Raw genomic sequence first — 25,174 nt, 5'->3', positions numbered from 1 at the left:
CAGAATGATGTTCATCTCATGTGAAAAATGATGAGAAATTCCACATAATGCAGAAATGATAGGTTTAGAACAAGTGTTCTGATGAGAACAGAAATGTATAAATAACTTGAAAAAAATTGCTATTAATCATCATTTTATTTACACATTGCGTATATTTTTTGTATTTTTGCTTGAGATGTTACAATAAAAGAAAAAGGAGGCGGTTCCAATGAGTAAGAGATACCAGAACATCATGGTAGCAGTTGACGGATCAAGACAATCGATCAAAGCGTTCGCTGAAGCCCTTGACTTAGCAAAGGACAATGAAGCCCACTTATTTATCGTGTCAATCATCAACAAAGTTGAGCTGACCCATAGTGCCTATGCCTTTTCAAAAATCTATGCAGATGAAAAACAAAGAACAGAAGTAGCCATGCTGAAAAAAATCAATGATGCCAAAGAGTTCGGCATTGCTGAGATCCATGCAATAGTTGAAACTGGAGATCCAAGAAATTTGATTGCCAATGTCATCCCTGGACAAGAAAATATTGATTTGATCGTTATGGGAGCGACAGGAAAAGGAGCTATACAACAAGCACTAGTCGGATCGACCGCTTCTTATGTCGTTTCACATGCCCCTTGCAGTGTATTGGTCGTGAAGTAATTAGATAAGGGAGGAATAGAAAATGGTTCGCCCTCAAGAAGTTCGTGCACCAAAAGAAAAAATAGAAATTTTAGCAATTATTGAAGACGGCACACAAACAAAAAAAGGATACTCGATTGCTTTAATAAAGTGGAAAGGAAAAAAAGGTGTTGCTGTAAGGTGGGATGGAGATAATCAACAAGACAAAGGATTCCCGATCACTGCGAACGGCTACCATCCAGCGTGGTTTGTTCTGCCTGATAAATTTACAGAATTATACAGCTATGATTATGCGAAAACTGTCACATCCATTAAAACATTAGACAAATTAGCAGAAGAGCAGCATAAAATGGATGAAAAATAAAAAAGATGAACCAATCAGTCTTTAGAAAACTGATTGGTTCGAGGAGTAAAAAATGAAAAAAGGTTATTTGGGATGAATATAGAATAATGCGTATAGCTTAAATCAAACTTAAAGCCATAAAAAAGGCAAGAGGGTGAGGTAAATGGAAGCAGGAAAAGTTTTACAGGAAGTAAAAGTATTATGTGCAGATAAAAAATATGAAGAAGCAAAAAGTCTGATTGAAAAGAACAAAGAAAATTTGGAAGAAAAATATCCGATTGCACAAGAATTTATAGAATTAAAACAAGGAACGCTTCTTCATCGATTCAAACATTTTTTTGGTATCACAGAATAGAAAAAAGCGATTAAAGATACAGCAAATCTCTGCTGATCTTTAATCGTTTTCTTTTGAAACTGCTAGGATTCAATTCTGATTTTTATATAAAAAATAGATCCAAATGATTAGAAAAACTACTGCAAGCGTCAATTCGATGATGTGTATCACTAATACAGATGTTGTTTCCCAATGTCTAAAAGAAAAAATCTGATAAGTAAAATATACGGCAGGTAAAGAGGCCAGTAAAACTGAAAACTTCTTTTTCGTCCATTTTATGTAATAGAAAAGAATGCTTAGCATAATAAAAAAAGGAATATAAAAAACGAACTGACCGATCGCGATCATACTATTGCCTCCAATAAATAAAGTCCAAGATACAAAATAACACTTTGTGCGTGAAGGCGCAAGCAGTTCTATGGATTTATCCAGTAAAATATGTATTGATTTTGAATTTATAGGGGAAAATTGCTATAATCAAAGTGAAAGAAGGAGTGGAATTTTCATGGATCATGTAGTGTTAGAAATCGATTTGCATTTAATCAATAATATTCGGGTGATTTACTATGTTGTAAGCAATAGTGTCGAACAACGTGTACTGACGAATAAAATCAATGGTATTTTAGCAAAGAAAGACGTTCACCGATTCAATAACGGTGAAGGTAGTTATTATAGTATCCCAGTAGAAAAAATTATTTATACGACAGTCAAAGTCAGAGAAGATCTGGATACTAAAAAGGCATATGAACCTATTTTTACAACTTATTGATTAACAGTAAATGGAGGAAAAAAATGAATCCATATGAACAACTTATCCAAGATTTGATTGATGGAAAAATCGAAAAAATCGATGTAAAAAGAGAAGAATTGATGGCTTTTCGAGAAGCATGGCTGAAATTGGAGAATCGTAAATATGTGGTAGGAAAAGCATCGCTGAACGGCAATGTGACTTATCACTATGATCCGACACGCTTATTTTAGTAAGGATGATTCAGGAAAAACAAGGGACTGTGACAAAAGTCGTGTCACAGTCCCTTCTTCTGGACAAACGGTGTTCCACAAATGAAAATTCCTACTTATTAAATAGATTTTTGAACTTGTCTTTCACACTGTCGATATTTACGTCTTTTAGAAGATTTTGTGCTTTCTCTTTGTAAGGACCTAGTTGTTCTTTATGTTCTTCGATAAATCGTTTTGCGCCGTCGAAGTTGCCGCCTTTTATCATTTCCTTGACTTTTTGAAATAATTCTTCTTGATTCATTTTGAACACATCCTTTGCCATCAACTTGATTTTTTTCCATGGATAAAGCGAGAAAATCTAAATTATCCACATCACCATAATATCAAATAACGATCATTTTTGCTAAAAAAACACTTGTTTCTCGCTTCTAAAGTAGGAGAAAAATCTCCAACTTAGGACGGATGGAATTTCTCTAATTGCCCCATATACTGGATATATAACAAGGAGGTAGAAAGATGAAAGTGATTAAATATTTGATAGGATTGGCGGCGATTAGTGGTATTTTGCTATTTGGACTGAAATACTATACTGAAGGAAGTTACGGGGAAATCCCTGGTATACTTGACCAACTAAATCCATTAGTTGAAAAAGGTGAGGTCTATGTAAAAACACAAAAACCAGAGGAAGTAAATGAACATGGAACGGCAAGGTATGTTCAAAAAGCTGCTAATGCCGATGGGGAAGAACGAACAATTGAATTTAATGGACTTTCTGTGTTAAAAGAAAATCATTATTTGAAAATCAGCAATAAAGGAGCACACATAGAAACGTATGAAGAAGTTCCTAGAGAAAAAGTTCCGGAAAAAGCATTAGCAATTATTGGCTAAATCTACTGTATGAGTGCTACAGATTTAATTGTTGATTATAATAAAATTATGTAAACTAAATAATAAATAATAAAAATATTCCAAAATCCCCTGAAAAAAGATCATTCTTTTTTCAGGGGTTCATTTCTTATCAACAAGCTCATCAAATTGGGATGGCAGGGTTCGAACCTACAATTGCTTGATTCAGAGTCAAGTGCCTTACCAGTTTGGCTACATCCCATTTATTCAACAAAATAATCATAGCACTTTTCTAAAAAAACGCAAGTTATTTTTCTTGATCAGATAGTTGTTGTTTTACTCGTAAAAGGCGACGCACTAGTTTCTTTTCCAGTCCAGCAGGAAGGGCAATCCGCTCTGCTACTGACAAGACGGAGTCAAGCAACTGATATTCTTTGACAGGTTCATTCATGATATGGTAAATGTTTGCTAAACGCTCGATATATTCAAAGTGGGTGTACTCTGTTCGAGCGATTAGAAATTTTAATAAATCGATTGCTTTTCCATACTCTTGGTCTCCATAATAGACAAGAGCTTGACGATACAGTTTGATTTCTAGTTCATTGAGGGTAGCAGGTCTGCGCCGTTCGTTCCACTCATTAATAGAAACTTTACCTTGAACATTTCCTTTGCGGTCACGGACAAAAATAATCGGAATTTCATTTGGATCCATTTTTTTATGAGTGAATTTTTCCATTATCTGTGCTCCCTTCAAAGGTTCGGTATCTAGAGTATAAGGGATTTTTACTTTAATTACTAGCTTTTCTCCAAAGTTAGCATTTGTCCGCCCATTGCAGTGAAAATGGCCGAAAAATCATTGATCGGTACTGCTCGATTTTTTACGCCATAGGGGTCGTTGACGTAAATATTCTCTTTGTCGTATCCAGTGACTACACAAGCATGAACAAGTGGAGTGACTCTTACTTCTCCGTTGTTTGTTGTCCAAGTCATAAAATCAGTTTCATCAGGGACTTCAAAATTGATAGTCACGGAAGTCCATACAGGATTTCCTTTAGATAGAGCTTTTTTGATATCATCTAGTTGAGCGTCTGTTTTTGGAAAAGTATGATAATCCGTTTGGACGATTTGTTGAGCAAGAGAGGCAATAGGAGGGACATAGACGCCCATAGCCCAGTCTCCGCCACTGATATCTCCAACAAATCCTTCATTAGGATCGCCATGAGTCCCATCTGCATTGAAAACAGGGACGTAATCCAATTGTTCAGCTAACTGGTTTTTAGTCGTTTCATAACCATAAAAAGATAAAAGCATGGAAAGCGAAGTGACCTCGCAGCCATTTTCTAGAGAAGGAGAGTCAAACTGGCTCTCTAATGGAACATCTAGCAAAACTTCTGCTTTCTCTTTTGTTTTTTTCGTTTTTTGTGTTGAACTTTTTTGTGTAGTATTCATTGTATGTTCTGGAGAATGGATATGTAGGTAATAACTTGTACCGCTTAATAAAAGAGTAGCTGTACCTCCTAGAAACAATAGTTTTTTTAATGTTTTTTTCTTCATTGGAAATCTCCCTTTTCAGCTGTTTATCTTTCCTATTATAAGTGTATTTTTATTGGGAAGGGAAGTATTTTATTTAAATATGTAAGAAATAATCAGTTTTTGAGGAATATTATTTATTATTTTAGAAAAAATTCTTCTAGATACAACAGCTGTTTTAATTGTGAAAACGAAAACAGTACGCTATAATGCCTGTAAGGTTGATTTTTGACTGTAAACAAAAAATCAAATAGTTAAATCTCCAAAAAATAGCAATTGTAATATGGAGAAAAGTTCCAGCAGTTTAGGAGGATTTTGATGACGGAAGAAATGATTAATTTAGGAGAACAATATGCATGCAAACCAATTGGCTTTACAAAAACGGTCGTTGGTGAAGTTGTATCAAAAATGACAAACTGTGCCGTGGTCAAAGTTGCCCAATGTGCTGCAGAGGATCAAGAGTTATTAGATGAAAAAGCAAGCATGGTTGTTGCAAAATATGATACATTTGAATAAAGAAAATAATTGGACGTGCGGCGTGCTGCAAGTCCAATTTCTTTGAGAAGGTAAATCAGTATTCTTTTCCTGTTTTCAGGAGAAGAAAAAGCGAGGCGAGTTGTCATGGTAACATTTTTTACGGTCCTATTGTTTTTATTCGTTGTTGTTATGTTCTTATTTCTTTGGCTGGTGCGAAAAGAAATTATTTATCGGACTGTTCGGAATCGATGGGTCTACTTGGTCATACCATTCTTAGTAGTACTAGTCATTTGGTACACACTCATCAGTCAGCCTACAGCAGATGAATTGGCAAAAGGGATTTTGTCAGCGATGATTTTTATTAGTTTTTTGTTGGACAGTCGAGGAATTACAGAAGAAGGGCTTGTCTTGAATAGCTTTGATAAAAAAGGTGTTCCTTTTTCTGAAATCAATAAAATCGTGTTGTACCAACCAAAAGGTTCCAAAATTGTAAAAATGAATTTTTTCCGAAACGGGTGGCGGGGACCGATGCTGAAATTTTCTGCATCATTAGAAGAATTAGTTCCATTTTTGTCCCAACGCTTGAACGATGAGGCGGAGATCGATATCATGATCGATCCAGAATAAAAAACAGAGGTTGCGACAAGATGTTTGTCACAACCTCTGTTTTTTTCAAGTAAAATTATCCGAATACACGGAAGCGATCTGCATCGTTCATGTATTCTTTTTCCCCAGCTGGTGTTTCTGGTGAACCGAATACTAATTGTGAACGTAGTTTCCAGTTTGAAGGGATATTCCATTCTTTTGCAACTGCTTCGTCAATAACTGGGTTGTAATGTTGCAGGTTTGCGCCCAATCCTTTATCAACTAATGCTACCCAAGTGTTCGCTGTTGCGATTCCGTTTGATTGTTCTGACCAATCTGGGAAGTTGTCTGCATATAATTCAAATTGTTCTTGTAGACCTTTTACCACGTCAGTATCTTTGAAGAATAATACTGTACCATAACCATTTTTGAAACCAGCTAATTTGTTTTGTGTATTTGGAAAAGCTTCTGCTGGAGTCAATGGGCGAAGTGCTTCTTCAGTGATTTCCCAAAGTTTTTCATGTGCGTCTCCGAAAAGAATAACCGCGCGTGTTGATTGAGCATTGAAAGCAGTTGGGCTTTCTTTAATTGCTTCTTTGATCAAAGCTGTCAATTCTTCATTAGAAAGTGAAACGTTACGTCCTAGATGATAGATTGAACGGCGTTTTTTTAAAGTGTCAGTAAAAGTTGTCATAATAAAATTTCTCCTTTGATTTGCGTTTTGCGTTTTTTTAATTGATTACGAAATGAAGTATATCATCTTACAAAAAGTAAGTAAACAGATATGCTCACAAAAAATAAGCGAAGTTAAAAAAACAATTTTAATAAGGGAAATCGTCAGAAAAGGATTTTCTTGGTTATCGCTTTCATTGCTGTGTTTTAGGAATTTTTGCTTATTTGAAAAAAACAGCTGATATATAATTATTAAATCTCTATCTTCTTTTTTTTATGATATTGCCATTAAAAATTACTTGTTTTTATAGAAAATTAGTTTATATTTCTTAAATAAGTTTTTTAGTTAAATTTTTCGGTAAAGATGTATAATATTTTCTGAAAATTTAAAGAATTGGGGTATAGATTATGGAAAAACAGCAAGACAAGGGCTTCTTCGGGCAGCCGAAGGGATTGTCAACTTTGTTCTTCACTGAGATGTGGGAACGATTTAGTTATTATGGTATGCGTGCATTACTTATCTATTATATGTACGATACAGTTGCCAACGGGGGACTTGGATTACCACGAGCAACAGCATTAGCTATCATGTCGATATACGGATCGCTGATCTATATGTCTAGTATCGTCGGCGGATGGGTATCTGACCGAGTGTTAGGAGCAAAACGCACTGTATTCTTTGGTGGAGTCTTCATTATGCTTGGACACATCGTCTTGGCTTTACCATTTGGTGTAAGTACATTATTTGTTTCAATGGCATTGATTATTATCGGAACCGCCTTTTTGAAACCAAACGTTTCTGGCATGGTCGGACATCTTTATTCAAAGACTGATTTGCGAAGAGATGCAGGATTTTCGATTTTTTACATGGGTGTCAACTTAGGAGCATTATTAGCACCACTAATCGTTGGGACAATCGGTCAAGAATATAACTACCATTTAGGGTTCTCTTTAGCTGCTATTGGGATGTTCTTTGGATTATTACAATACATCATCCAAGGACGCAAGACATTAGACGGAGTGGGTACTACACCGCCGAATCCTTTGACAACTGAGGAACGTAAAGGATTCATCCGTAACTTGATCATCGCACTTGTTGTTATCGTTGCAGTATTCGGTGGGGCACAATTAACTGGTCATCTGACAATCGACTTTTTTGTCAATACAATCAGTGTATTGGGGATTATCTTACCGTTGTATTACTTTATCAAAATGTTGACTTCAAAAGATGTAACTGCTGAAGAAAAACCAAGAGTATGGGCGTACATCCCATTATTCCTTGCAGCAATCATTTTCTGGTCATTACAAGAACAAGGTTCATCTATCTTAGCTTTATTTGCTAGTGAACGTACGCAATCTACACTATTTGGTGTGACGATCCAAGCAAGCTGGTATCAATCATTGAATCCGATTTTCATCTTTATTTTGACGCCGGTATTTGTAACAATGTGGACAAAACTTGGCAAACGCCAACCATCTACAGTAGTGAAATTCTCTCTTGGTCTTTTGTTTGCAGGATTATCATACTTACTATTGATGTTGCCAGGTATGCTTTATGGGACAAGTGGAAAAGTAAGTCCATTGTGGTTGTTAGGAAGTTTCTTCATCGTGGTTATTGCTGAATTGTGTCTTTCACCAGTTGGTTTGTCTGTAACAACGAAATTAGCACCACGAGCATTTGAATCACAAACAATCGCTATTTGGTTCTTAGCTGATGCTTCTTCACAAGCAATCAATGCACAAATTGCACGCTTCTACACACCGGGAACAGAATCTGCCTACTTCGGTATTATCGGTGCAGTAGCAATCGTTGGTGGTATCTTGCTATTTACTGTGAAAGAACCAATCAAAAAACTAATGGGATCTATCCATTAATCAACTCACGAAAAGACAGGAATTGCTTATTTGTAGCGATTCCTGTCTTTTTGCGTATACTCAAAAAAGATAGAAATATCAGAACCATAAAAGTATATAATTTGAAGAATATAGAACAAATGTTCAGTATTTTTTGATATAATAAAGAAGCACCGTATCATGTGTTGAAGGAGGAAAAGCATGTCTTTACAATTTATTCTTGGAAACGGGAAAAAAGATCACCGTCAAGTCTTGATCGACGAAGCGTCAGCTTGGCTCGACCAGGATGCAAGCAACCAAGTATTTTTCCTTGTTCCCAATTACAGCAAATTCGAACAGGAACAAGAAATTTTAGCGGAGATGCGAAGAAGAAGTGGGAAAAAAGCTTTCAGCACAACAAATGTTCAAGTATTCAGTTTTTACCGTCTGGCTTGGTATTTGCTGCAACAGACAACCCTTCTTACAGGAAATGAGTTATCAGAATCCGGATCTGCGATGATCTTGCGACAGATTTTAGAAAAACATGAGGAAGAATTAACGATCTTTCGCGGAGAAATCAATAAAAGAGGATTTATTCGCCAATTGCAAGAACTCTATAGTGAATTGCGCATAGGGAATATTCAACCGGAAGACTTGATGCTTTTATTTGGTGATTCACCGAATGCAGAAGACCAGCAACTTAAAATGAAAGACTTGAAGCTGATTTTTTCAGCTTATGACAGCGAATTGACCGAACGTGCCCTATCAAATGAAGATGCACTGGCTATACTAGCAAATTATATGCAGACACAAGATTTCACCAACGTCAAATTTATCGTCAGCGGTTTTTCCCGAATCAATGGGCAAGAGTATCAATTACTGCAGGCAATGATGGAAAAGGGGCAATTAGTTGTCGATTTATTGTTGGATCGTCCTTATACAGCGGATCTTCCAGAAGTACTTACGCTCTTTCATGAGACTGGAAAGCTTTATTTCCGTCTTTTTCAAAGTGCGAGAGAACGGAAAGTCCCTATATTAGTAGATCGTTTTGCGCCAGAGCAGAATCGTCCGACAGCGCTGCAGTTGCTGCAAACGATGTGGGAAGAGACTTCCAGCCAAAAGAAAGCAACCGTCCACAAATTAGGGGAACAAGAGGCTCTCCATTTGTGGGAAGCTGAAAATCCAACTGAGGAAGTCCGACAGTTAGCCGTTGAAATCAGACGGCTAGTCAGTGAAGAAAACTACCGTTATCGTGATATCCAAGTACTGACAAAAAATATGTCCTTATATGGAAATATTCTTCGACCAATCTTTCAAGAAATGGCGATTCCTTTTTATATCGATGAAGAACAAATGATGGAAAATCATCCGCTGATTGAATGGATCAACAGTCTGTTCGCTCTTGACCGTTATTCTTATCGATTAAGTGATATTATGCGTTTTTTCAAGACGGAATTGTTCCTATCGATGGAAACAGAAACCGAACTGGATGAATGGAAACAAGAACGAGATGAATTCAGGAAAAAATTGGACATCACAGAAAATGTCGCACTTGCTTATAATTATCAAGGCACTTACTGGACGCGTGAAAAAGATTGGCAGTTTGTAGCGTATGATTTTGAAGCAGAGCAGATTGAAGACGTACAGCATCTGGAAGAACAGTCAAATACGATTAGACGATTATTTCAGAAATCTGTACCTGCATTTTTTAAAAAAATAAAGAAAAGCAAAACAGGACAAGCGGCCGCAAATGTTTTTTATCAATTTTTGATCCAAAGTGGTGTACAGCAACAATTATTGTTTTGGCGTAATCAGGAAGTAGATAGAGGAAACTTAGAAGCGGCAAGAAACCATGAGCAGACATGGGGAGCGCTGATTGATCTGCTGGATGAATATGTAGTCATTTATGGTGAATCGGCTTTTGACTGGTCACTGTTCCAAGAAATCATTACGAGTGGTCTAGAAAATCTAAGTTATGGTAAAATCCCTACCGCAATCGACCAAGTGCGAATCAACCGTTTGGAATTAGTTCGACCGAATCAAGCTGCCGTCACTTTTGCATTAGGTTTGAATGATCAAGTGTTTCCAGACCGTAAAGAAACAAAAGGATTGTTGTCCAGTGAAGAACGAGAAGTATTAAATCAAGCTTTGCCAGATGGACAGTTTTTATTCGACCCATCCAAAGAAAGTATCTCTTTTGAGCCTTTCCAAGCCTACCTTGTTTTTCTTTCCGGAACGGATCGATTATATCTTAGCTATGCACAAAGCTATGACACAGATGGTTCACTGAAGATGTCTCCTTATTTGCGCAGAATCACAGAATATTTATCAGTTCCCGTCGAGAGAAAAGAGCATTTGACGATCGAAAGCGATCCTGATTGTTATGTAGGAACTTACAGAAGCGGAATCAATACAGTCAATAGGATTTATCGATTAGCTTTAGATGAAAAGAAACCTGTACCAAAGCATTGGCAAAAGCTCAAAGAATTAGTACTGAATTCCTCATGGCGCAATTTTGCTTTACAAATCTTTGAAAGTCAGGAACATTTGAATGTGCCTGTTTCGATGCCAGAAAAAATGGCGGAAGAGCTTTATGGAAAAGAAATTTATACTTCGATTTCACGTATGGAGAATTTTTATAATTGTGAATACAAATACTTCATGCAATTTGGTTTGAAATTGAAAGAACGAACTGTTTATGGTCTGACTCCCGCAGCAACAGGTGATTTTTATCATGAATCATTGGATCGTTTCTTCAAGCTACTGTTTTCAAACCAATTATCCTTAGTGAATATGACCGATGCGCAGCGTAAAGACTTTACTGAAAAAGTGCTGCAAGAAGTGTTCGGAGAACTTCGGTTTGAGATATTGGATAGTTCTGCAAGAATGAACTATATCCGCTATCAATTAGGACAGACGATTCAAAAAGTGGCATGGGCTTTGCACAAACAGAGCAAAAATACGGGCATGCATCCTCTTCAGACGGAGATTTTATTTGGTCAGATTGCTGGAGCAAAAGGTATCACAGGTCTGGAATTACCGTTGAGTAATGGTGGTAAACTCCACGTTCGAGGAAAAATCGATCGGATTGATGTAGCTTCTGAACAAGAAGACACTTGGTTAAGCGTTATTGATTACAAATCTAGTGGACGTTCATTTGATGTCACAGAAGCTTATTATGGCATGGCTATGCAATTATTGACGTATCTAGACGTAGCATTGATGGATGCGGTACGTTTGACTGGAAAGGCGGCTGTTAAACCAGCAGGTTCATATTATTTACATGTTCATAATCCTGTATTGACAGAGACAGATGATGTAGAGAAGAATACATTGAAAAAATTTAGTTATGATGGCGTTTTTGTCGATGATCCCGCTCTTTTAGAAGTACTAGATCATTCACTGGAAGCAAAAGAACAATCACTGATCTATCCAGTGAAAAAAAATGCGAAAGATGAATACCAAAAAGGTAGTTTCAGCAAAGATAAATTTTTCACGGAAGAAGAACTGCAACTATTCATGGCGCATAATCGGGAAAATATGCGGTTAGCTGGAGATGCAATCACTTCCGGAGAAATCAAGCTGAACCCAGCTTATAAAGATAAACAGCGAATTGCCTGCGAATTTTGTCCATTCAGAAGCATCTGTACGTTTGATGTAATGCTGAAAGAAAATAATTACCACCGTCTGGAGAAAATAGATAAGGAAGAAGCACTGCGCAGAATATTGAAAAGGAGTGAAGAAGAGTGAATCAAATTCCTTTAAAACCGCAAAATGAACGATTTACAGATGATCAGTGGCAGGCGATTTTCGATCAAGGAGATAATTTGTTAGTCTCTGCGTCTGCCGGATCAGGTAAAACTACAGTGCTTGTTCGAAGAGTGATTGAAAAATTAAAAATGGGTTTTGATATCGATGAATTACTGATTGTGACATTTACTGAAGCAGCCGCAAGAGAAATGAAAGAAAGAATTCAAGAGGCATTACAAGAAGCGGTCAACAGCGAAAGCGACCCTGTACGAAGACAGCATTTTACTAAGCAGTTAGTTTTATTGCCCACAGCGAATATCTCAACCTTACATGCTTTTTGTCTAACAGTTATTCGACGTTATTATTACTTAATTGATATTGATCCGGTCTTTCGCATGTTAACAGATGAAACAGAAACGATCTTGATGAAGGAGGATGTGTGGGACGAGCTGAGAGAAGCACTTTATGCAGAAAATGATGAACGATTTTTCCAATTAACAATGAACTTTTCTAATGATCGTTCAGATGACGGCTTGACGAATCTGGTGTTTTCTCTTTATGAGTTTGCCCGTGCCAACCCTGACCCCCAAAAATGGCTAGAACAGTTAAGCGATAATTATCGTTTGACTGAGGGGCTAGCGAAATCTCGATTATATCAAGAACAAATCCGTCCTTTAGTTTTGGCAGATATATACCAATGTGTACAATTATATGAACAGATGACTCAGTTAGCACAAGGTGAAGGATTAGAAAAAATGCATGAGCAAGTGGCCGGAGAACAACAGCAGATCAAAAATATCTATGAAGCTTTCTCGCAAGATCGGTTAGAAGAAGCTTATGCTAGTTTGGAACAACTGACTTTTTCAACTTTTAAGAGCAGTCGTAAAGCAGAATTGAAAGAAATATCCAATGAAGTCAAGGGCATGAGGGATAAAGCAAAAAAATTGATTCAGCAGATAAGTAAAAGTTACTTTCCTGTTTCACCAAGCCAAATAGAAGAATTAACGGAAAAAGCACTACCGTTAGTCGAAGAAATGACAAAAGTCACGCAAAGCTTTATGGACGGTTTCAGTATGCGTAAACGGGAAAAAGGTGTGTTGGATTTCAATGATCTGGAACATCTAGCGTTGCAGATTCTCACAGAAAAAACGAAAGATGCATGGCTGCCAAGTGAAGCTTCAAAACATTATCGAAAAAAATTCAAAGAAGTAATGGTAGATGAATATCAAGACGTGAACCAATTACAAGAAGCCATTTTATACTGGCTAAGAGAACCTGACGATACAAAAGGAAATATGTTTATGGTTGGGGATGTCAAACAATCCATTTATTCTTTCCGTTTAGCAGATCCTAGTTTATTTATCGGGAAATACGAGAATTTTTCAAAGAAAGAAGGCGGACGTCGGATCGTTTTGGCTGAGAACTTCCGCTCTAGAAAAGAAGTCCTTTCTTTTACGAATCTTATTTTTGAACAACTAATGGATCCAGCAGTAGGTCAAATCAATTATGACGAAGCAGCCAAACTGATACAGGGATTCTCAGACTTTCCGGAGAATGAACAGTTTGAGCCAGAAATCATGATCTATGAAAAAGAACAGGAAGAATCAGAGATCGAGATTCCGACGGACGATATACTGGAAGACAAAACAGAAGGCGAACTTTTTATGACAGGACTAAAAATTCGTCAATTAATTGATTCCTCCTTTATGATTTATGATAAAAAATCAAAGAAAAGTCGTCCGATAGAGTACAAAGACATTGTTCTCTTGACACCTACAAAGAAGAACAACTTAACAATTTTAGAGATTTTCAAAACATTGGATATTCCTTTGGAGATGAATGATGCTCAAAATTATTTTCAAGCGACAGAAATTCGCACGATGATCTCGCTGCTACAATTAATTGACAATCCCTATCAAGATATTCCGCTTGCGGCTGTATTGCGTTCGCCAGTCGTGGGTTTGATAGAACCAGAATTAGCCAGCATCCGACTAGCCGACCGTGCACATACTTACTATGATGCTGTGCTTGCTTATCAAGCATCAAACGAAGATGAATTAGCGGCTAAGTTGGAACATTTTGGCAAACAACTAGATCATTGGCGAGAACTTGCTCGCCGTTCTTCGATCACTGACTTGTTATGGGATATCTATTATGAGACGGGATATCTAGAGTATGTGGTCGGTCTGCCAGCAGGGGCACAGAGACAAGCCAACCTTTATGCATTGGTCGATCGTGCCAAAGCATACGAGCAAAGTTCTTTCAGAGGATTATATCAGTTCGTGCGTTTCATTGAAAAAATGCAAGAAAAAGATAAAGACTTAGCAGAACCAGTCATTTCAATAGAAGATAATGCTGTTCGCGTAATGACGATCCATGCAAGTAAAGGCTTGGAATTTCCAGTTGTATTTTTGTTAGATATGACGAAAGAATTTAACTTACAAGACTTGCGCAATCGGTATGCTTTTGAAGAAAAACTTGGAGCAGGTATTCGCTATATGGATCCTGAAACACGGGTGTTATATGATACGTTACCGTTTCAAGCCATCAAATTGGCAAAGCAAAACAAATTGTTGTCGGAAGAAATGCGTAAATTGTATGTAGGATTGACTCGGGCAGAACAAAAGCTTTTCATTGTCGGTTCCTATAAAAATAAAGAGCAAATGATCCAAACGTGGTCTGAAGCAGCTGATCATGAGGAGTTGGTTTTTGATCCTGCGCTACGTTTGAAGGGCAGAAGCAGCTTGATGAATTGGATTGGTTACGGATTGATCCGTCATCCTGAAATGCAGAAATACTTAGAGGAAGAAGTTTCGACTTCTCTCCTTCAAGATTCAAATGCACAGTTTTCTATTTCATGGATGAATCAGCAAACAATCATTGAACAAAGACAGTTGCTTGCTGAAAAAGAACTGGTTAACTTAGATCAGCAGATGAAAGAAAAGGAAACTGTATTAGCAGATTCGTTACAAAAACGTCTAGCCTATGAATATCCTTATCAGGCTTCTTCGCAAACCACAAGTTATCAATCTGTATCTGAGATCAAACGATTATTCGAAGATCCAGATGATACACAAGAATCACGTTTGACTCTGGAAAGTAGTCAGACAAAGGCAGCATCTCGTCAATTCCGTTATACGCAAGAACAACTAGCAGAACCAAAATTTTTACAAAAAGATCGGCAAGTGTCGGCAGCTGCTGTTGGAACAGCTACCCATGCTTTATTGCAATTGCTGCCATTAGAGATGCCAACTACAGAGAGCATCAATCAAAAGTTGCAGGAATTAGTAAAGAAACGGTTAATAGACGAAAAGGTCGCAAAAAAAGTAGATGTTTCTTCTATTATATGGTTCTTTCAAACAGAACTTGGGCAACAATTGATTGCCAACAAAGAAAACGTAAAACGGGAACAACCTTTTTCCATGCTGCTTTCTGCTGATGAAGTATTTCAAGACTATCCAAATCAGGAAGATGAGCTATTGATCCACGGAATCGTCGATGGATACTTAGAAGAAAAAGATCATCTCCATATCTATGATTTTAAAACAGATTTCGTTTTACATCCGGATGATCCAGCAGAAATAGACGCGATCGTCCAAAAATATCAAGGACAGCTAAGACTTTACCAACAAGCAATGACAGAAGCACTGAATAAACCTGTAGAAAATGTTTTCCTAATTTTACTTCGGGTGAAACGAATCATAAACATTAATAAATAATTATAATTGAGCAAACTTGACTTATGTTTTGTAAGGATTATGCTATACTCTGGGAAGAGGTGAGTATGATGGAGCTAACACAGACAGAATTCGTTTTGTGTCCTAAATTTGAAAAAACGTTCTCTATTTTAGGAAAAAAATGGAACGGATTGATTATCGATGTACTACTCGAAAATGGTCCGCAACGCTTTGTCGAGCTTGCGGCAAAAATCCCGATGGTTAGTGATCGGGTATTGGTCGAACGCTTGAAGGAATTAGAAAAAGAAGGAATAGTCACTCGAAACATTGCCTGTAGTGAAAAAAGCCGTTCAGAATATCTCTTGACTGAAAAAGGAGCAGACTTGCAAAAAGCAATGCGTCAAATACAAGTTTGGAGCGAAAAATGGGTCACAGAGGAAGAATGCGGTTGATTTTGTAAAAAAAATCTTGTAAACTATAGTCCATACGAATAAGTAAAAGAACGATGACGAAAAAGAGTAGTTTGGCTAAACCAGTTCAGGGAGATCTGTCACAGACTGAAAACAGGTCCTGTGTTTGAAAAATGAAGTTCACTTTCCGAGTTCGTCTGATCATTATCAGACCGGCAATTGTCGTTAACGAAGTAAGAGTGCGGTGTAAGTTTATTTATCCGCAAATTAGGATGGTAACGCGAAGACCTCGTTCCTTAACAGGAATGAGGTCTTTTTGTTTTGTATTTGGAATTTAAAGGAGGAACAAGCACATGTCTTTACAAGCACAATTAGAGAGCTTGAAAGAAGAAACAATCGTCAAAATCACGGCGGCACAAGATTTAAAAGAATTAAATCAAATACGTGTTGAAACGTTAGGAAAAAAAGGACCGATCACAGAAGTATTGCGTGGGATGAAAGATCTAAGTCCAGAAGAACGTCCAAAAGTCGGAAGTTTCGCAAATGAGATCCGAGACCTTTTGACAGAAGAAATAGAGCGAAAAAAACAAGTATTAGAAGAAGAAGCGTTAAATGCAGCTTTGGCAAAAGAAACAGTAGACGTGACATTGCCTGGTAGAAAAGTAAAGCATGGTACACGTCATATCGTGACGCAAATCATGGAAGAAATTGAAGATATTTTTGTAGGTATGGGGTATCAGATCGTAGAAGGTTACGAAGTAGAGTCTGACCATTACAATTTCGAACGGATGAACCTGCCAAAAGACCATCCGGCAAGGGACATGCAAGATACTTTCTATATTTCAGACGAGATATTGATTCGGACACATACTTCACCAGTCCAAGCACGAACAATGGAAAAGCATGATTTCTCTAAGGGTGCTCTACGAATGATCTCGCCAGGAAAAGTTTTCCGCAGAGATACAGATGATGCGACCCACAGCCATCAGTTCCATCAAATTGAAGGGCTAGTTGTTGATAAAAACATCACGATGGGCGACCTTAAAGGAACATTAGAAGTCGTAATGAAAAAAATGTTTGGGGAAGAACGTGAAATCCGTTTGCGTCCAAGTTATTTCCCATTTACGGAGCCATCAGTAGAAGTAGATGTCAGCTGTTTCAAATGTGGTGGTGCCGGTTGTAACGTATGTAAATACACTGGCTGGATCGAGATTTTAGGAGCTGGCATGGTGCACCCGAATGTGTTGAAGATGTCAGGAATCGATCCAGAAGAATATTCAGGCTTTGCTTTCGGCCTTGGACCAGACCGCGTAGCTATGTTGCGGTATGGAGTGAATGATATCCGTAATTTCTATCAAAATGACTTACGTTTCTTAAGTCAGTTCAAGGGGGAGTAAGAAGATGTTAGTTTCATATAAATGGCTTAATCGTTATGTGGATTTATCGAATGTAACACCAAAAGAATTAGCGGATAAAATGTCTGTAACAGGAATCGAAGTCGAGGGAATCACGGTTCCAGAAGAAGGCTTGAAAAAAATCGTTGTCGGTGAAGTCAAGGAATGTGTACCACATCCAGATTCTGATCACCTTTCTATTTGTCAAGTCGATATTGGTGAAGACGAACTGTCTCAAATCGTTTGCGGAGCGCCTAATGTGAAGGTCGGAATCAAAGTGATCGTTGCGCTTCCTAACTCACGGATTGCTGGAAATGTGAAGATCAAAAAAGGGAAAATGCGTGGTCAAGTATCAAATGGTATGATTTGCTCGTTACAAGAAATTGGCTATTCAGACAGTGTTATACCGAAAGAATACGCTGAAGGTATCTATTATATGCCAAAAGAAGCTATAAATGGCGATCCAGTTTTTCCTTATTTAGATATGGATGATTCGATCATTGAATTGTCTATCACACCAAATCGTGCAGATGCATTGTCAATGCGTGGCGTAGCTTACGAAGTTGGGGCAATCTATCGTCAGACGCCTACATTTGATGACGAGAAATTAGTAGAATCATCACAACTTGCTAGCGATAGAATCAAAGTGACAGTTGAAGATAAAGAAGTCGTTCCTGCCTATCAAATCCGCATCATTGAAGGAGTAAACATCCAACCAAGTCCTCAATGGCTGCAAAATCTTTTGATGAATGAAGGCATCCGCCCAATCAACAATGTAGTAGATGTGACGAACTATATTTTGCTTTTATTCGGACAACCACTACATGCATTTGACTACGACAAATTGAAATCAAATGAGATCCTTGTCCGTCATGCAAAAGAAAATGAGACATTAGTCACGTTAGATGGAGAATCTCGGGAATTGACAACTGACAATCTTGTCATCACTAATGGCAAAGAACCAGTTGCTTTGGCTGGTGTCATGGGTGGATTAGATTCAGAGATTACGAATGAAACAACAACAGTGGCACTGGAATCTGCTTTGTTTGATCCAATTTCGATCCGTCGTACAGCAAAACAATTTAATTTGCGTAGCGAATCTTCTGCACGCTTTGAAAAAGGGATCAACCATGCAACTGTTGGAGAAGCCAGTGAGGTTGCTGCAGCAATGATCGTTTCTCTTGCAGGTGGGGAAGTTCTACAAGGTGCGGTCAAAGGTTCAGAAATCAAAGCAGAAGACGTATCAGTGAAGATTTCACTTGAACGCATCAATCAATATTTAGGAACATCTCTTGTCGTTAAAGAAGTAAATGAGATTTTTGAAGCACTTGGATTTAGCTATGAAGAAAAGGATCATGTTTATTCCGTAGTCGTACCACCAAGACGATGGGATATCCAAATCGAAGCAGACATTATCGAAGAAGTTGCTCGTATTTATGGATACGACCAGTTGCCATCTACTCTTCCAAGTGGAGAAACGGTTGCTGGAAGCTTGTCGAAAGAACAAGAAACTACTCGTAAAATTCGTACAATCTTTGAAGGAAGCGGATTGAGCGAAGCCATCAGTTATGCATTGACAACAGAAGAAAAATCAAGACAGTTTGTTATAAAAGAAAGTAATATTACACGTTTGGACTGGCCAATGAGCGAAGAACGTTCTGTATTAAGAATGAATTTGATCAGCGGACTATTAGATGATATCAGTTATAACACTGCTCGAAAAAATACAGAGATTGCTTTATATGAAATCGGTCGAGTATTCTTCCAAGAAAATGATCCGCGCACACATCTGCCGCAAGAAATAAAACATGCAGCAATCGCTATTTCTGGTATTTGGGAAGAAAAAGATTGGCAGACGAAAGCACAAAACGTAGACTTTTTCACCATCAAAGGTCTTTTAGAAAACTTATTTGAACAACTAGGTATCCATGAAGATATCCATTATCAAACGGTGACAGAAATAAAAGAAATGCATCCTGGAAGAACTGCTGCGATTTACCTTGGCGAACAATTCATCGGTTTTGTCGGTCAAGTACATCCGACAATTGCCAAAAGTTATGATATTCCAGAAACATATGTTGCTGAGTTTGATTTATCTGCTGTAGTGGAAGCTGCCCAAAAAGAAATCGTTTTTGAAGCAGTGACAAAATTCCCAGCAGTCAGCCGAGATATCGCTTTGCTTGTAAAAGAAACTGTGACAAATCAGGAATTAACAGAAGTTATCCATTCTGCTGCTGGAAGATTTTTAACAAATATCCAATTATTTGATGTCTATCAAGGAGAAAACATCGAAAAAGGACATAAATCCATGGCTTATAGCCTGACATTCGTCAATCCTGAAGCAACATTGACAGATGAAGAAATCAATAAAGCGATGGAAAAAGTCGAAAAAGCGTTGATAGAAAACCTAGAGGCAAGTATTCGCTAAGAGGGAAAGTATAGTAAGTAACGATCAAGTAGCTTTTGAAGACTATTCATTTGAAAAAGAGATGTGACACAAGTTTGTCATATCTCTTTTTTGATTTTAAAAAAGGAATAGCACAGAGACGAGATAAAAAAACAGGCCTTTACAGCCTGTTTTTTAGAGTAAATGAATTAAATGAAGTAATTGATCCCCATTGCTGATTTTACTTCAGAAAGTGTTTGTGCAGCTACTTTAGCAGCTTCTTCACTACCTTTACGTAAGATTTCCATAACAGCTGAAGGATCTTTTTCCAATTCTTCTCGGCGCGCGCGGATCGGTGCAAATTCAGCTTCCAATACATCAATGAGGTATCGTTTGATCTTTACATCGCCAAGTCCGCCGCGGCGGTAATGAGCTTTCATTTCTTCAATTGCTTCTTTATCTGTTCCGAATACATCCAAGTAGGTGAAGACCATATTCCCTTCTACTTGTCCAGGATCTTGTACATGGATGTGGTTTGGATCAGTATACATACTCATGACTTTTTTCTGTAAGACATCGGCAGGATCGGAGATATAAATACCGTTTCCTAACGATTTACTCATTTTGCCATTTCCATCGATTCCAGGTAATCTACCCATTCCTTTTGGTGGGAATACGCCTTTTGGTTCCACCAAGACTTCACCATATGTATGATTGAAGCTTTGTACGATTTCCTGTGTCTGCTCTAACATTGGTTTTTGATCCTCGCCAACAGGTACGAGATTCGCTTTGAATGCAGTGATATCTGCTGCTTGAGAAACAGGATAGATAAAGAATCCTGTAGGCACGCTTTCACCGAATTTCTTTTGTTCGATTTCTGTTTTGACAGTCGGATTGCGTCGAACGCGTCCTACGCTGACTAAGTTCAAATAATACATGGTTAACTCAGCTAATTCCGGAATTTGTGATTGGATAAATAAAGTAGATTTTGCAGGATCTAATCCCACGGCTAAATAGTCTAAAGCAACTTGCAAGACATTTGATGAAACCTTCTCAGGATTTTTAGCATTATCGGTCAGGGCTTGCATGTCAGCAATCATGACAAACAGTTGGTTATCTTCATCTGCTTGCATAGCCACTCGGGTTTTTAGAGAACCGACGTAATGCCCTAAATGCAGCTTCCCAGTTGGTCGATCTCCCGTTAAAATAATATTTTTCAAAAAAGACACCTCTTTACGATTTGTAAGTCTGAGCACTTAATATCTTACCGTTTTTCCTGACAAGAAACAACAGTTCCTAAGGAAAAAACAAGGAAAGAGGATAAAATAACTAATAGATTAGAAATGAAAGAAATATTTATGGGAGAATAAACGTTCTAAGAAACTTTACAAATTACTAAACTATCAGATATAATGTATTTTATTATACATCTTTAAAAGAAATCTTACTAAATAATAATGGGAGTGTAATTCTATGGCAATGATTAAATTTGATCACGTGGATAAATATTATGGCAAGTTCCACGCATTAAAAAATATCAATCTCGAATTCGAGAAAGGAGAAGTTGTCGTTGTCATTGGTCCTTCTGGTTCAGGAAAGAGCACGATGCTTCGCTGTATCAATGGATTAGAGACGATTTCTTCAGGTAAGCTACTAATTAATGATACTGACTTGCATGATAAAAAGACAAAGTTGACAGAAGTCCGAAAGAATATCGGCATGGTTTTCCAGCATTTCAATTTGTATCCTAATAAAACCGTTCTGGAAAATATTACATTAGCACCAATCAAAGTGTTAAAGCAAGACCAGGCAACTGCAGTCAAAAACGCGGAGAAATTTCTGAAAACTGTCAATATGTTAGATAAGAAAGATTCTTATCCTTCCATGTTATCCGGTGGACAACAGCAACGGGTGGCAATCGCCAGAGGTTTAGCGATGAATCCTGAGATGCTGCTGTTTGATGAACCTACTTCTGCTTTGGATCCGGAAATGATTGGTGATGTATTGGACGTCATGAAAAAATTGGCGCATGACGGCATGTCAATGATTGTCGTGACGCATGAAATGGGCTTTGCCAAAGAAGTTGCGGATCGTGTCATCTTCATGGCTGACGGAGAAGTATTGGAAGATAGCAGAAATGTGAGAGACTTTTTCGAAAATCCAAATGAAGTCCGAGCACAGCAATTTATCAGTAAAGTTATCAATCATTGATAGGAGGAAAAAGATGCGCAGGTTTAAAAAAATACGCCTGATTTTCCTTTTAGGCATTGCTTTTCTTGCACTAGCCGGATGTAAAGGAAATGGGTTGGCAAATGAAGATATTTTAGAGCGAAGCAAATCTACCAATGAAATCATCTGGGGTGTCAAATATGATACTCGATTATTTGGAATGATGGATATTGAGAGCAGAACCGTACAAGGATTTGATGTAGATATTGCAAAAGCAATCACTGAAAAGATCCTTGGTGAGAATGGAAAAGCGGAATTTGTTGAAGTCACTTCTAAAACGCGGATCCCGTTATTGAAAAACGGAAACATCGATGCGATTATTGCGACGATGACGATCACAGATGAACGAAAAAAACAAGTCGATTTTTCAGATGTCTATTTCGATGCTGGCCAAGCTTTGTTGGTAAAGAAGGGAAGCCAAATCAAAAGTGTAGATGATTTGAATGCTTCTACAACAGTTCTAGCAGTCAAAGGTTCTACGTCGGCTGCGAATATCCGACAGCATGCACCAGATGCAAACATTCTGGAATTGGAAAATTATGCAGAAGCATTTACTGCGTTACAATCTGGCCAGGGAGACGCAATGACTACGGATAATGCGATCTTGTTAGGGATTGCAGATGAAAATCCAGAGTACGAGTTAGTCGGCGGAACGTTTACTAATGAGCCTTATGGAATTGCGATCAACAAAGGACAAGAAAACTTCTTGAAAGCTGTTAACCAAGCGCTAGAGGAAATGCATGCAGATGGCACATACGATAAAATCTATCAAAAATGGTTTCCAAACGAAACTGAAGGAAAAGTAGAGTAAGGGGGAGAGGCAATGAGCGAATTGATACAGACTTATGGACCAATCTTTGTCGACGGGTTCAAGATCACATTGTTTTCGAGTGTCTTAGCACTTGTGTTTAGTTTGATTATCGGAACGTTGATGGCAATCTTCCAATTATCAAAGAATAAAGTAGTAAGTGCCTTAGCAAAGGCATATGTAGAATTTTTTAGAAACATTCCATTATTGATCATCGTGATGTTTTTTTATGTTGTCGTACCTATTTATTGGTTTAATCTAGACGGATTCCAAGCAGGGACGATTGGCTTGACTATCTATACATCCGCTTTTATTGCTGAAACAGTACGTTCAGGGATTCAAACTGTACCAAAAGGCCAAACAGAAGCAGGATTGTCTTCTGGATTTACCTATTCAGAAATTATGCGTTATATTGTTTTGCCCCAAGCATTCAAAATCGTTATTCCGCCATTAGGCAACCAATTTATTAATCTTGTGAAAAACTCGTCTATTTTAGCAATCGTAGCTGGTTTGGATTTGATGTATCAAGGAGATTTGATTGCCAGTGAAACATTCAATACCTTCGATACGTATATCATCGTTGGGTTGTTTTACTTAGTTATCACGCTGCCGTTATCTTACTTAATGGTTTATCTTGAGAAAAAATGGGCGGTTCGTTCATAGAAGGAGGGGAAATACATGGATTTTAGCGGCGCTTTTTCATGGATGAATGTCCGTTTTTTATTGGAAGGATTAAAGGTTACTGTTGAAGTTTCATTGTTTTCGATCATTTTCAGTTTCTTGATTGGTGGTCTGACAGGTGTGATTCGTTTTGCGAATATCCCTTTCTTGTCCAAAATCCTTGGTATTGTGATCGATATCATACGAAATCTTCCATTATTATTGATCATTTTCTTCACTTATTTTGCTTTGCCTCAGATTGGCATCCAGATGAACATCTTCTGGTCCGCTGTTGCAGCATTAACGATCTTTGAATCAGCTATGCTGTCGGAGATTTTCCGAGCAGGACTTAATGCTGTTCCGAAAGGGCAGATGGAGGCAGGATTGTCAACAGGACTGACTTATGTAGAAACAATGCGGACGATCGTCTTGCCGCAAGCATTCAAATCAATGATCCCGGCAATTGTGAGCCAATTGATTTCACTGATAAAAGATACTTCATTAGCAGTAATCATTTCTTTACCTGAACTTTCTCATCAGGCACGTATTATTTATGGACAGAATACCAATTATGTGCTTCCGATGTTCATCATCATGACACTTATGTACTTCGTGGTGTGTTACGCGCTTTCTCTGCTTTCCGGTTACTTGGAAAAGAGACGGTACAGTTATTAATAGATGATTCTTTTAGCGGTTGTGGCAAACTAAAGTCACAACCGCTTTTCCTCTTTCCATTCGAAAAAAAGAGATTTTGATTGTTTTAAGCAAGTGAGAGCACTTGAAAATTCACGCTAAAAAGTACACAATAGGGAAGATAGAATTTATTGAAAAAAAGGATGATACGATTGACAGATAATCGCCCTATCGGATTTATTGATTCAGGTGTCGGCGGCTTGACTGTAGTGAAAGAAGCCCTGAAACAATTACCGAATGAAAATATTTTATTTGTAGGAGACACAGCACGCTGCCCGTATGGTCCTAGACCTGCGGAACAGGTAATCCAGTATACTTGGGAAATGACGGATTATCTGGTGGAGCAAGGAATCAAGATGCTAGTGATTGCCTGCAATACCGCAACTGCGGTTGCTTTAGAAGAAATCAAAGCTGCTCTTTCTATTCCAGTCATCGGTGTGATCCTTCCCGGTACAAGAGCGGCAGTAAAAAAAACACAAAATAAACAAGTTGGCATTATCGGTACGATTGGTACGGTAAAAAGTCAAGCTTATGAAAAAGCATTGAAAGAGAAAGTGCCAGAATTGACTGTGACAAGTCTTGCTTGTCCAAAATTTGTTTCAGTTGTCGAAAGTAATGAATACCATTCATCTGTGGCAAAAAAAATCGTGGCAGAAACATTAGCTCCGTTAACGACTAAAAAAATCGATACATTGATTTTGGGATGCACCCATTATCCGTTATTACGCCCCATCATTCAAAATGTAGTGGGGGAAAATGTTCAACTGATCGATTCTGGAGCAGAAACAGTAGGTGAAGTATCTATGCTACTCGATTATTTCAATTTGAGCAATTCACCGCAAAATGGACGGACATTATGTCAGTTTTATACAACAGGATCTGCTAAACTTTTCCAAGAAATAGCTGAAGACTGGCTTGGAATCGGACACCTAAATGTAGATCATATTGAATTGGGAGGAGAATAA

The 25,174-nt window shown here is 37.8% G+C and carries 25 protein-coding genes and 1 tRNA gene; 19 read left to right on the top strand and 7 right to left on the bottom strand.

Translation table 11 applies throughout. The annotated features are described in order from the left end of the window. Positions 1 to 208: 208 nt before the first annotated feature. The 3 genes from AB3I00_RS08935 to AB3I00_RS08925 all read left to right on the top strand — a co-directional run bounded on the left by AB3I00_RS08935 (position 209) and on the right by AB3I00_RS08925 (position 1,320). On the top strand, positions 209 to 643 hold the full coding sequence (locus tag AB3I00_RS08935) for a universal stress protein (RefSeq protein ID WP_002292929.1): 435 nt from the start codon (positions 209 to 211) through the stop codon (positions 641 to 643). Between the two features lie 22 nt (positions 644 to 665). Beyond that, the gene (locus AB3I00_RS08930; protein WP_104876013.1) at positions 666 to 986 is read left to right on the top strand and encodes a hypothetical protein; all 321 of its coding nucleotides are present in this window, start codon (positions 666 to 668) and stop codon (positions 984 to 986) included. A 142-nt stretch (positions 987 to 1,128) separates the two neighbouring features. After that, positions 1,129 to 1,320 (top strand): hypothetical protein, encoded by a 192-nt coding sequence (locus tag AB3I00_RS08925; RefSeq protein ID WP_002315115.1) that lies wholly within the window; start codon positions 1,129 to 1,131, stop codon positions 1,318 to 1,320. Positions 1,321 to 1,389: 69 nt separating this feature from the next. Here AB3I00_RS08925 and AB3I00_RS08920 read toward each other — a convergent pair whose 3' ends face one another. After that, positions 1,390 to 1,647 (bottom strand): hypothetical protein, encoded by a 258-nt coding sequence (locus tag AB3I00_RS08920; RefSeq protein WP_002292934.1) that lies wholly within the window; start codon positions 1,645 to 1,647, stop codon positions 1,390 to 1,392. Positions 1,648 to 1,804: 157 nt separating this feature from the next. Here AB3I00_RS08920 and AB3I00_RS08915 point away from each other — a divergent pair, with 157 nt between their 5' ends. Together AB3I00_RS08915 and AB3I00_RS08910 are read left to right on the top strand one after the other, a co-directional pair. Further along, entirely contained in the window at positions 1,805 to 2,068 is a 264-nt protein-coding gene (locus tag AB3I00_RS08915; protein ID WP_002292935.1) for a hypothetical protein, read from the top strand. A gap of 23 nt (positions 2,069 to 2,091) precedes the next feature. Continuing rightward, on the top strand, positions 2,092 to 2,280 hold the full coding sequence (locus AB3I00_RS08910) for a hypothetical protein (RefSeq protein ID WP_002288067.1): 189 nt from the start codon (positions 2,092 to 2,094) through the stop codon (positions 2,278 to 2,280). 91 nt (positions 2,281 to 2,371) lie between these two features. Here AB3I00_RS08910 and AB3I00_RS08905 read toward each other — a convergent pair whose 3' ends face one another. Continuing rightward, positions 2,372 to 2,560: a hypothetical protein gene (locus AB3I00_RS08905; protein WP_002292937.1), complete on the bottom strand. Its 189-nt coding sequence runs from the start codon at positions 2,558 to 2,560 to the stop codon at positions 2,372 to 2,374. Positions 2,561 to 2,775: 215 nt separating this feature from the next. On the opposite strand from AB3I00_RS08905, the gene AB3I00_RS08900 reads away from it, so the two are divergent. Next, positions 2,776 to 3,147, top strand: a complete 372-nt coding sequence (locus tag AB3I00_RS08900) for a YxeA family protein (protein ID WP_002315113.1) — start codon at positions 2,776 to 2,778, stop codon at positions 3,145 to 3,147. 147 nt (positions 3,148 to 3,294) lie between these two features. Here AB3I00_RS08900 and AB3I00_RS08895 read toward each other — a convergent pair. The 3 genes from AB3I00_RS08895 to AB3I00_RS08885 form a co-directional block, all read right to left on the bottom strand. Beyond that, positions 3,295 to 3,367: transfer RNA gene (locus AB3I00_RS08895), tRNA-Gln, on the bottom strand. A 45-nt stretch (positions 3,368 to 3,412) separates the two neighbouring features. Next, complete coding sequence (locus AB3I00_RS08890; protein ID WP_002329143.1) at positions 3,413 to 3,841, bottom strand: hypothetical protein; 429 nt, start codon at positions 3,839 to 3,841, stop codon at positions 3,413 to 3,415. Positions 3,842 to 3,900: 59 nt separating this feature from the next. After that, entirely contained in the window at positions 3,901 to 4,659 is a 759-nt protein-coding gene (locus tag AB3I00_RS08885) for a C39 family peptidase (protein WP_070769870.1), read from the bottom strand. Positions 4,660 to 4,953: 294 nt separating this feature from the next. On the opposite strand from AB3I00_RS08885, the gene AB3I00_RS08880 reads away from it, so the two are divergent. After that, positions 4,954 to 5,151, top strand: a complete 198-nt coding sequence (locus AB3I00_RS08880; RefSeq protein ID WP_002315110.1) for a hypothetical protein — start codon at positions 4,954 to 4,956, stop codon at positions 5,149 to 5,151. Between the two features lie 105 nt (positions 5,152 to 5,256). Beyond that, positions 5,257 to 5,739: a hypothetical protein gene (locus tag AB3I00_RS08875; protein WP_002315109.1), complete on the top strand. Its 483-nt coding sequence runs from the start codon at positions 5,257 to 5,259 to the stop codon at positions 5,737 to 5,739. A 55-nt stretch (positions 5,740 to 5,794) separates the two neighbouring features. On the opposite strand, the gene AB3I00_RS08870 is transcribed toward AB3I00_RS08875, so the two are convergent. Next, complete coding sequence (locus AB3I00_RS08870) at positions 5,795 to 6,391, bottom strand: nitroreductase family protein (protein ID WP_368025066.1); 597 nt, start codon at positions 6,389 to 6,391, stop codon at positions 5,795 to 5,797. A 386-nt stretch (positions 6,392 to 6,777) separates the two neighbouring features. Between AB3I00_RS08870 and AB3I00_RS08865 the strand changes: the two genes are divergently transcribed. From AB3I00_RS08865 to pheT, 6 genes are all read left to right on the top strand, one after another. Next, positions 6,778 to 8,244, top strand: a complete 1,467-nt coding sequence (locus AB3I00_RS08865) for a peptide MFS transporter (RefSeq protein ID WP_002309423.1) — start codon at positions 6,778 to 6,780, stop codon at positions 8,242 to 8,244. 180 nt (positions 8,245 to 8,424) lie between these two features. Continuing rightward, positions 8,425 to 11,952: a PD-(D/E)XK nuclease family protein gene (locus AB3I00_RS08860; RefSeq protein WP_368025065.1), complete on the top strand. Its 3,528-nt coding sequence runs from the start codon at positions 8,425 to 8,427 to the stop codon at positions 11,950 to 11,952. Beyond that, a complete protein-coding gene (addA, locus tag AB3I00_RS08855) occupies positions 11,949 to 15,671 on the top strand; it encodes a helicase-exonuclease AddAB subunit AddA (RefSeq protein ID WP_368025064.1) in 3,723 nt (1,240 codons plus the stop codon). Before AB3I00_RS08860 ends, addA begins: the two co-directional genes overlap by 4 nt. A gap of 68 nt (positions 15,672 to 15,739) precedes the next feature. Continuing rightward, the gene (locus AB3I00_RS08850) at positions 15,740 to 16,081 is read left to right on the top strand and encodes a helix-turn-helix domain-containing protein (protein ID WP_002292948.1); all 342 of its coding nucleotides are present in this window, start codon (positions 15,740 to 15,742) and stop codon (positions 16,079 to 16,081) included. A 311-nt stretch (positions 16,082 to 16,392) separates the two neighbouring features. Next, the gene (gene pheS, locus AB3I00_RS08845) at positions 16,393 to 17,436 is read left to right on the top strand and encodes a phenylalanine--tRNA ligase subunit alpha (protein WP_002315104.1); all 1,044 of its coding nucleotides are present in this window, start codon (positions 16,393 to 16,395) and stop codon (positions 17,434 to 17,436) included. Positions 17,437 to 17,440: 4 nt separating this feature from the next. Next, entirely contained in the window at positions 17,441 to 19,861 is a 2,421-nt protein-coding gene (pheT, locus tag AB3I00_RS08840) for a phenylalanine--tRNA ligase subunit beta (RefSeq protein WP_368025063.1), read from the top strand. Positions 19,862 to 20,028: 167 nt separating this feature from the next. On the opposite strand, the gene trpS is transcribed toward pheT, so the two are convergent. Further along, a complete protein-coding gene (trpS, locus tag AB3I00_RS08835; RefSeq protein ID WP_010732683.1) occupies positions 20,029 to 21,039 on the bottom strand; it encodes a tryptophan--tRNA ligase in 1,011 nt (336 codons plus the stop codon). Positions 21,040 to 21,292: 253 nt separating this feature from the next. Between trpS and AB3I00_RS08830 the strand changes: the two genes are divergently transcribed. From AB3I00_RS08830 to racE, 5 genes are all read left to right on the top strand, one after another. Continuing rightward, the gene (locus AB3I00_RS08830) at positions 21,293 to 22,030 is read left to right on the top strand and encodes an amino acid ABC transporter ATP-binding protein (protein WP_002288042.1); all 738 of its coding nucleotides are present in this window, start codon (positions 21,293 to 21,295) and stop codon (positions 22,028 to 22,030) included. Positions 22,031 to 22,043: 13 nt separating this feature from the next. After that, positions 22,044 to 22,859: a transporter substrate-binding domain-containing protein gene (locus tag AB3I00_RS08825; protein WP_002309411.1), complete on the top strand. Its 816-nt coding sequence runs from the start codon at positions 22,044 to 22,046 to the stop codon at positions 22,857 to 22,859. A gap of 12 nt (positions 22,860 to 22,871) precedes the next feature. Beyond that, positions 22,872 to 23,519 (top strand): amino acid ABC transporter permease, encoded by a 648-nt coding sequence (locus tag AB3I00_RS08820; protein ID WP_002288038.1) that lies wholly within the window; start codon positions 22,872 to 22,874, stop codon positions 23,517 to 23,519. 15 nt (positions 23,520 to 23,534) lie between these two features. Further along, the gene (locus AB3I00_RS08815) at positions 23,535 to 24,191 is read left to right on the top strand and encodes an amino acid ABC transporter permease (RefSeq protein ID WP_002292958.1); all 657 of its coding nucleotides are present in this window, start codon (positions 23,535 to 23,537) and stop codon (positions 24,189 to 24,191) included. 161 nt (positions 24,192 to 24,352) lie between these two features. Continuing rightward, positions 24,353 to 25,174, top strand: a complete 822-nt coding sequence (gene racE, locus AB3I00_RS08810; RefSeq protein WP_123838196.1) for a glutamate racemase — start codon at positions 24,353 to 24,355, stop codon at positions 25,172 to 25,174.

Source organism: Enterococcus sp. C76, from assembly GCF_040886985.1.
Lineage (GTDB): Bacteria > Bacillota > Bacilli > Lactobacillales > Enterococcaceae > Enterococcus_B > Enterococcus_B lactis.
This window is presented reverse-complemented; position numbering and strand designations above follow the sequence as displayed.

Excerpts from the sequence above, each read along its gene's own strand:
- AB3I00_RS08935 (WP_002292929.1), top strand. The coding sequence starts at position 209 with ATGAGTAAGAGATACCAGAACATCATGGTAGCAGTTGACGGATCAAGA.
- AB3I00_RS08930 (WP_104876013.1), top strand. The coding sequence starts at position 666 with ATGGTTCGCCCTCAAGAAGTTCGTGCACCAAAAGAAAAAATAGAAATT.
- AB3I00_RS08925 (WP_002315115.1), top strand. The coding sequence starts at position 1,129 with ATGGAAGCAGGAAAAGTTTTACAGGAAGTAAAAGTATTATGTGCAGAT.
- AB3I00_RS08920 (WP_002292934.1), bottom strand. The coding sequence starts at position 1,647 with ATGATCGCGATCGGTCAGTTCGTTTTTTATATTCCTTTTTTTATTATG.
- AB3I00_RS08915 (WP_002292935.1), top strand. The coding sequence starts at position 1,805 with ATGGATCATGTAGTGTTAGAAATCGATTTGCATTTAATCAATAATATT.
- AB3I00_RS08910 (WP_002288067.1), top strand. The coding sequence starts at position 2,092 with ATGAATCCATATGAACAACTTATCCAAGATTTGATTGATGGAAAAATC.
- AB3I00_RS08905 (WP_002292937.1), bottom strand. The coding sequence starts at position 2,560 with ATGAATCAAGAAGAATTATTTCAAAAAGTCAAGGAAATGATAAAAGGC.
- AB3I00_RS08900 (WP_002315113.1), top strand. The coding sequence starts at position 2,776 with ATGAAAGTGATTAAATATTTGATAGGATTGGCGGCGATTAGTGGTATT.
- AB3I00_RS08890 (WP_002329143.1), bottom strand. The coding sequence starts at position 3,841 with ATGGAAAAATTCACTCATAAAAAAATGGATCCAAATGAAATTCCGATT.
- AB3I00_RS08885 (WP_070769870.1), bottom strand. The coding sequence starts at position 4,659 with ATGAAGAAAAAAACATTAAAAAAACTATTGTTTCTAGGAGGTACAGCT.
- AB3I00_RS08880 (WP_002315110.1), top strand. The coding sequence starts at position 4,954 with ATGACGGAAGAAATGATTAATTTAGGAGAACAATATGCATGCAAACCA.
- AB3I00_RS08875 (WP_002315109.1), top strand. The coding sequence starts at position 5,257 with ATGGTAACATTTTTTACGGTCCTATTGTTTTTATTCGTTGTTGTTATG.
- AB3I00_RS08870 (WP_368025066.1), bottom strand. The coding sequence starts at position 6,391 with ATGACAACTTTTACTGACACTTTAAAAAAACGCCGTTCAATCTATCAT.
- AB3I00_RS08865 (WP_002309423.1), top strand. The coding sequence starts at position 6,778 with ATGGAAAAACAGCAAGACAAGGGCTTCTTCGGGCAGCCGAAGGGATTG.
- AB3I00_RS08860 (WP_368025065.1), top strand. The coding sequence starts at position 8,425 with ATGTCTTTACAATTTATTCTTGGAAACGGGAAAAAAGATCACCGTCAA.
- AB3I00_RS08850 (WP_002292948.1), top strand. The coding sequence starts at position 15,740 with ATGGAGCTAACACAGACAGAATTCGTTTTGTGTCCTAAATTTGAAAAA.
- pheS (WP_002315104.1), top strand. The coding sequence starts at position 16,393 with ATGTCTTTACAAGCACAATTAGAGAGCTTGAAAGAAGAAACAATCGTC.
- pheT (WP_368025063.1), top strand. The coding sequence starts at position 17,441 with ATGTTAGTTTCATATAAATGGCTTAATCGTTATGTGGATTTATCGAAT.
- AB3I00_RS08830 (WP_002288042.1), top strand. The coding sequence starts at position 21,293 with ATGGCAATGATTAAATTTGATCACGTGGATAAATATTATGGCAAGTTC.
- AB3I00_RS08825 (WP_002309411.1), top strand. The coding sequence starts at position 22,044 with ATGCGCAGGTTTAAAAAAATACGCCTGATTTTCCTTTTAGGCATTGCT.
- AB3I00_RS08820 (WP_002288038.1), top strand. The coding sequence starts at position 22,872 with ATGAGCGAATTGATACAGACTTATGGACCAATCTTTGTCGACGGGTTC.
- AB3I00_RS08815 (WP_002292958.1), top strand. The coding sequence starts at position 23,535 with ATGGATTTTAGCGGCGCTTTTTCATGGATGAATGTCCGTTTTTTATTG.
- racE (WP_123838196.1), top strand. The coding sequence starts at position 24,353 with ATGATACGATTGACAGATAATCGCCCTATCGGATTTATTGATTCAGGT.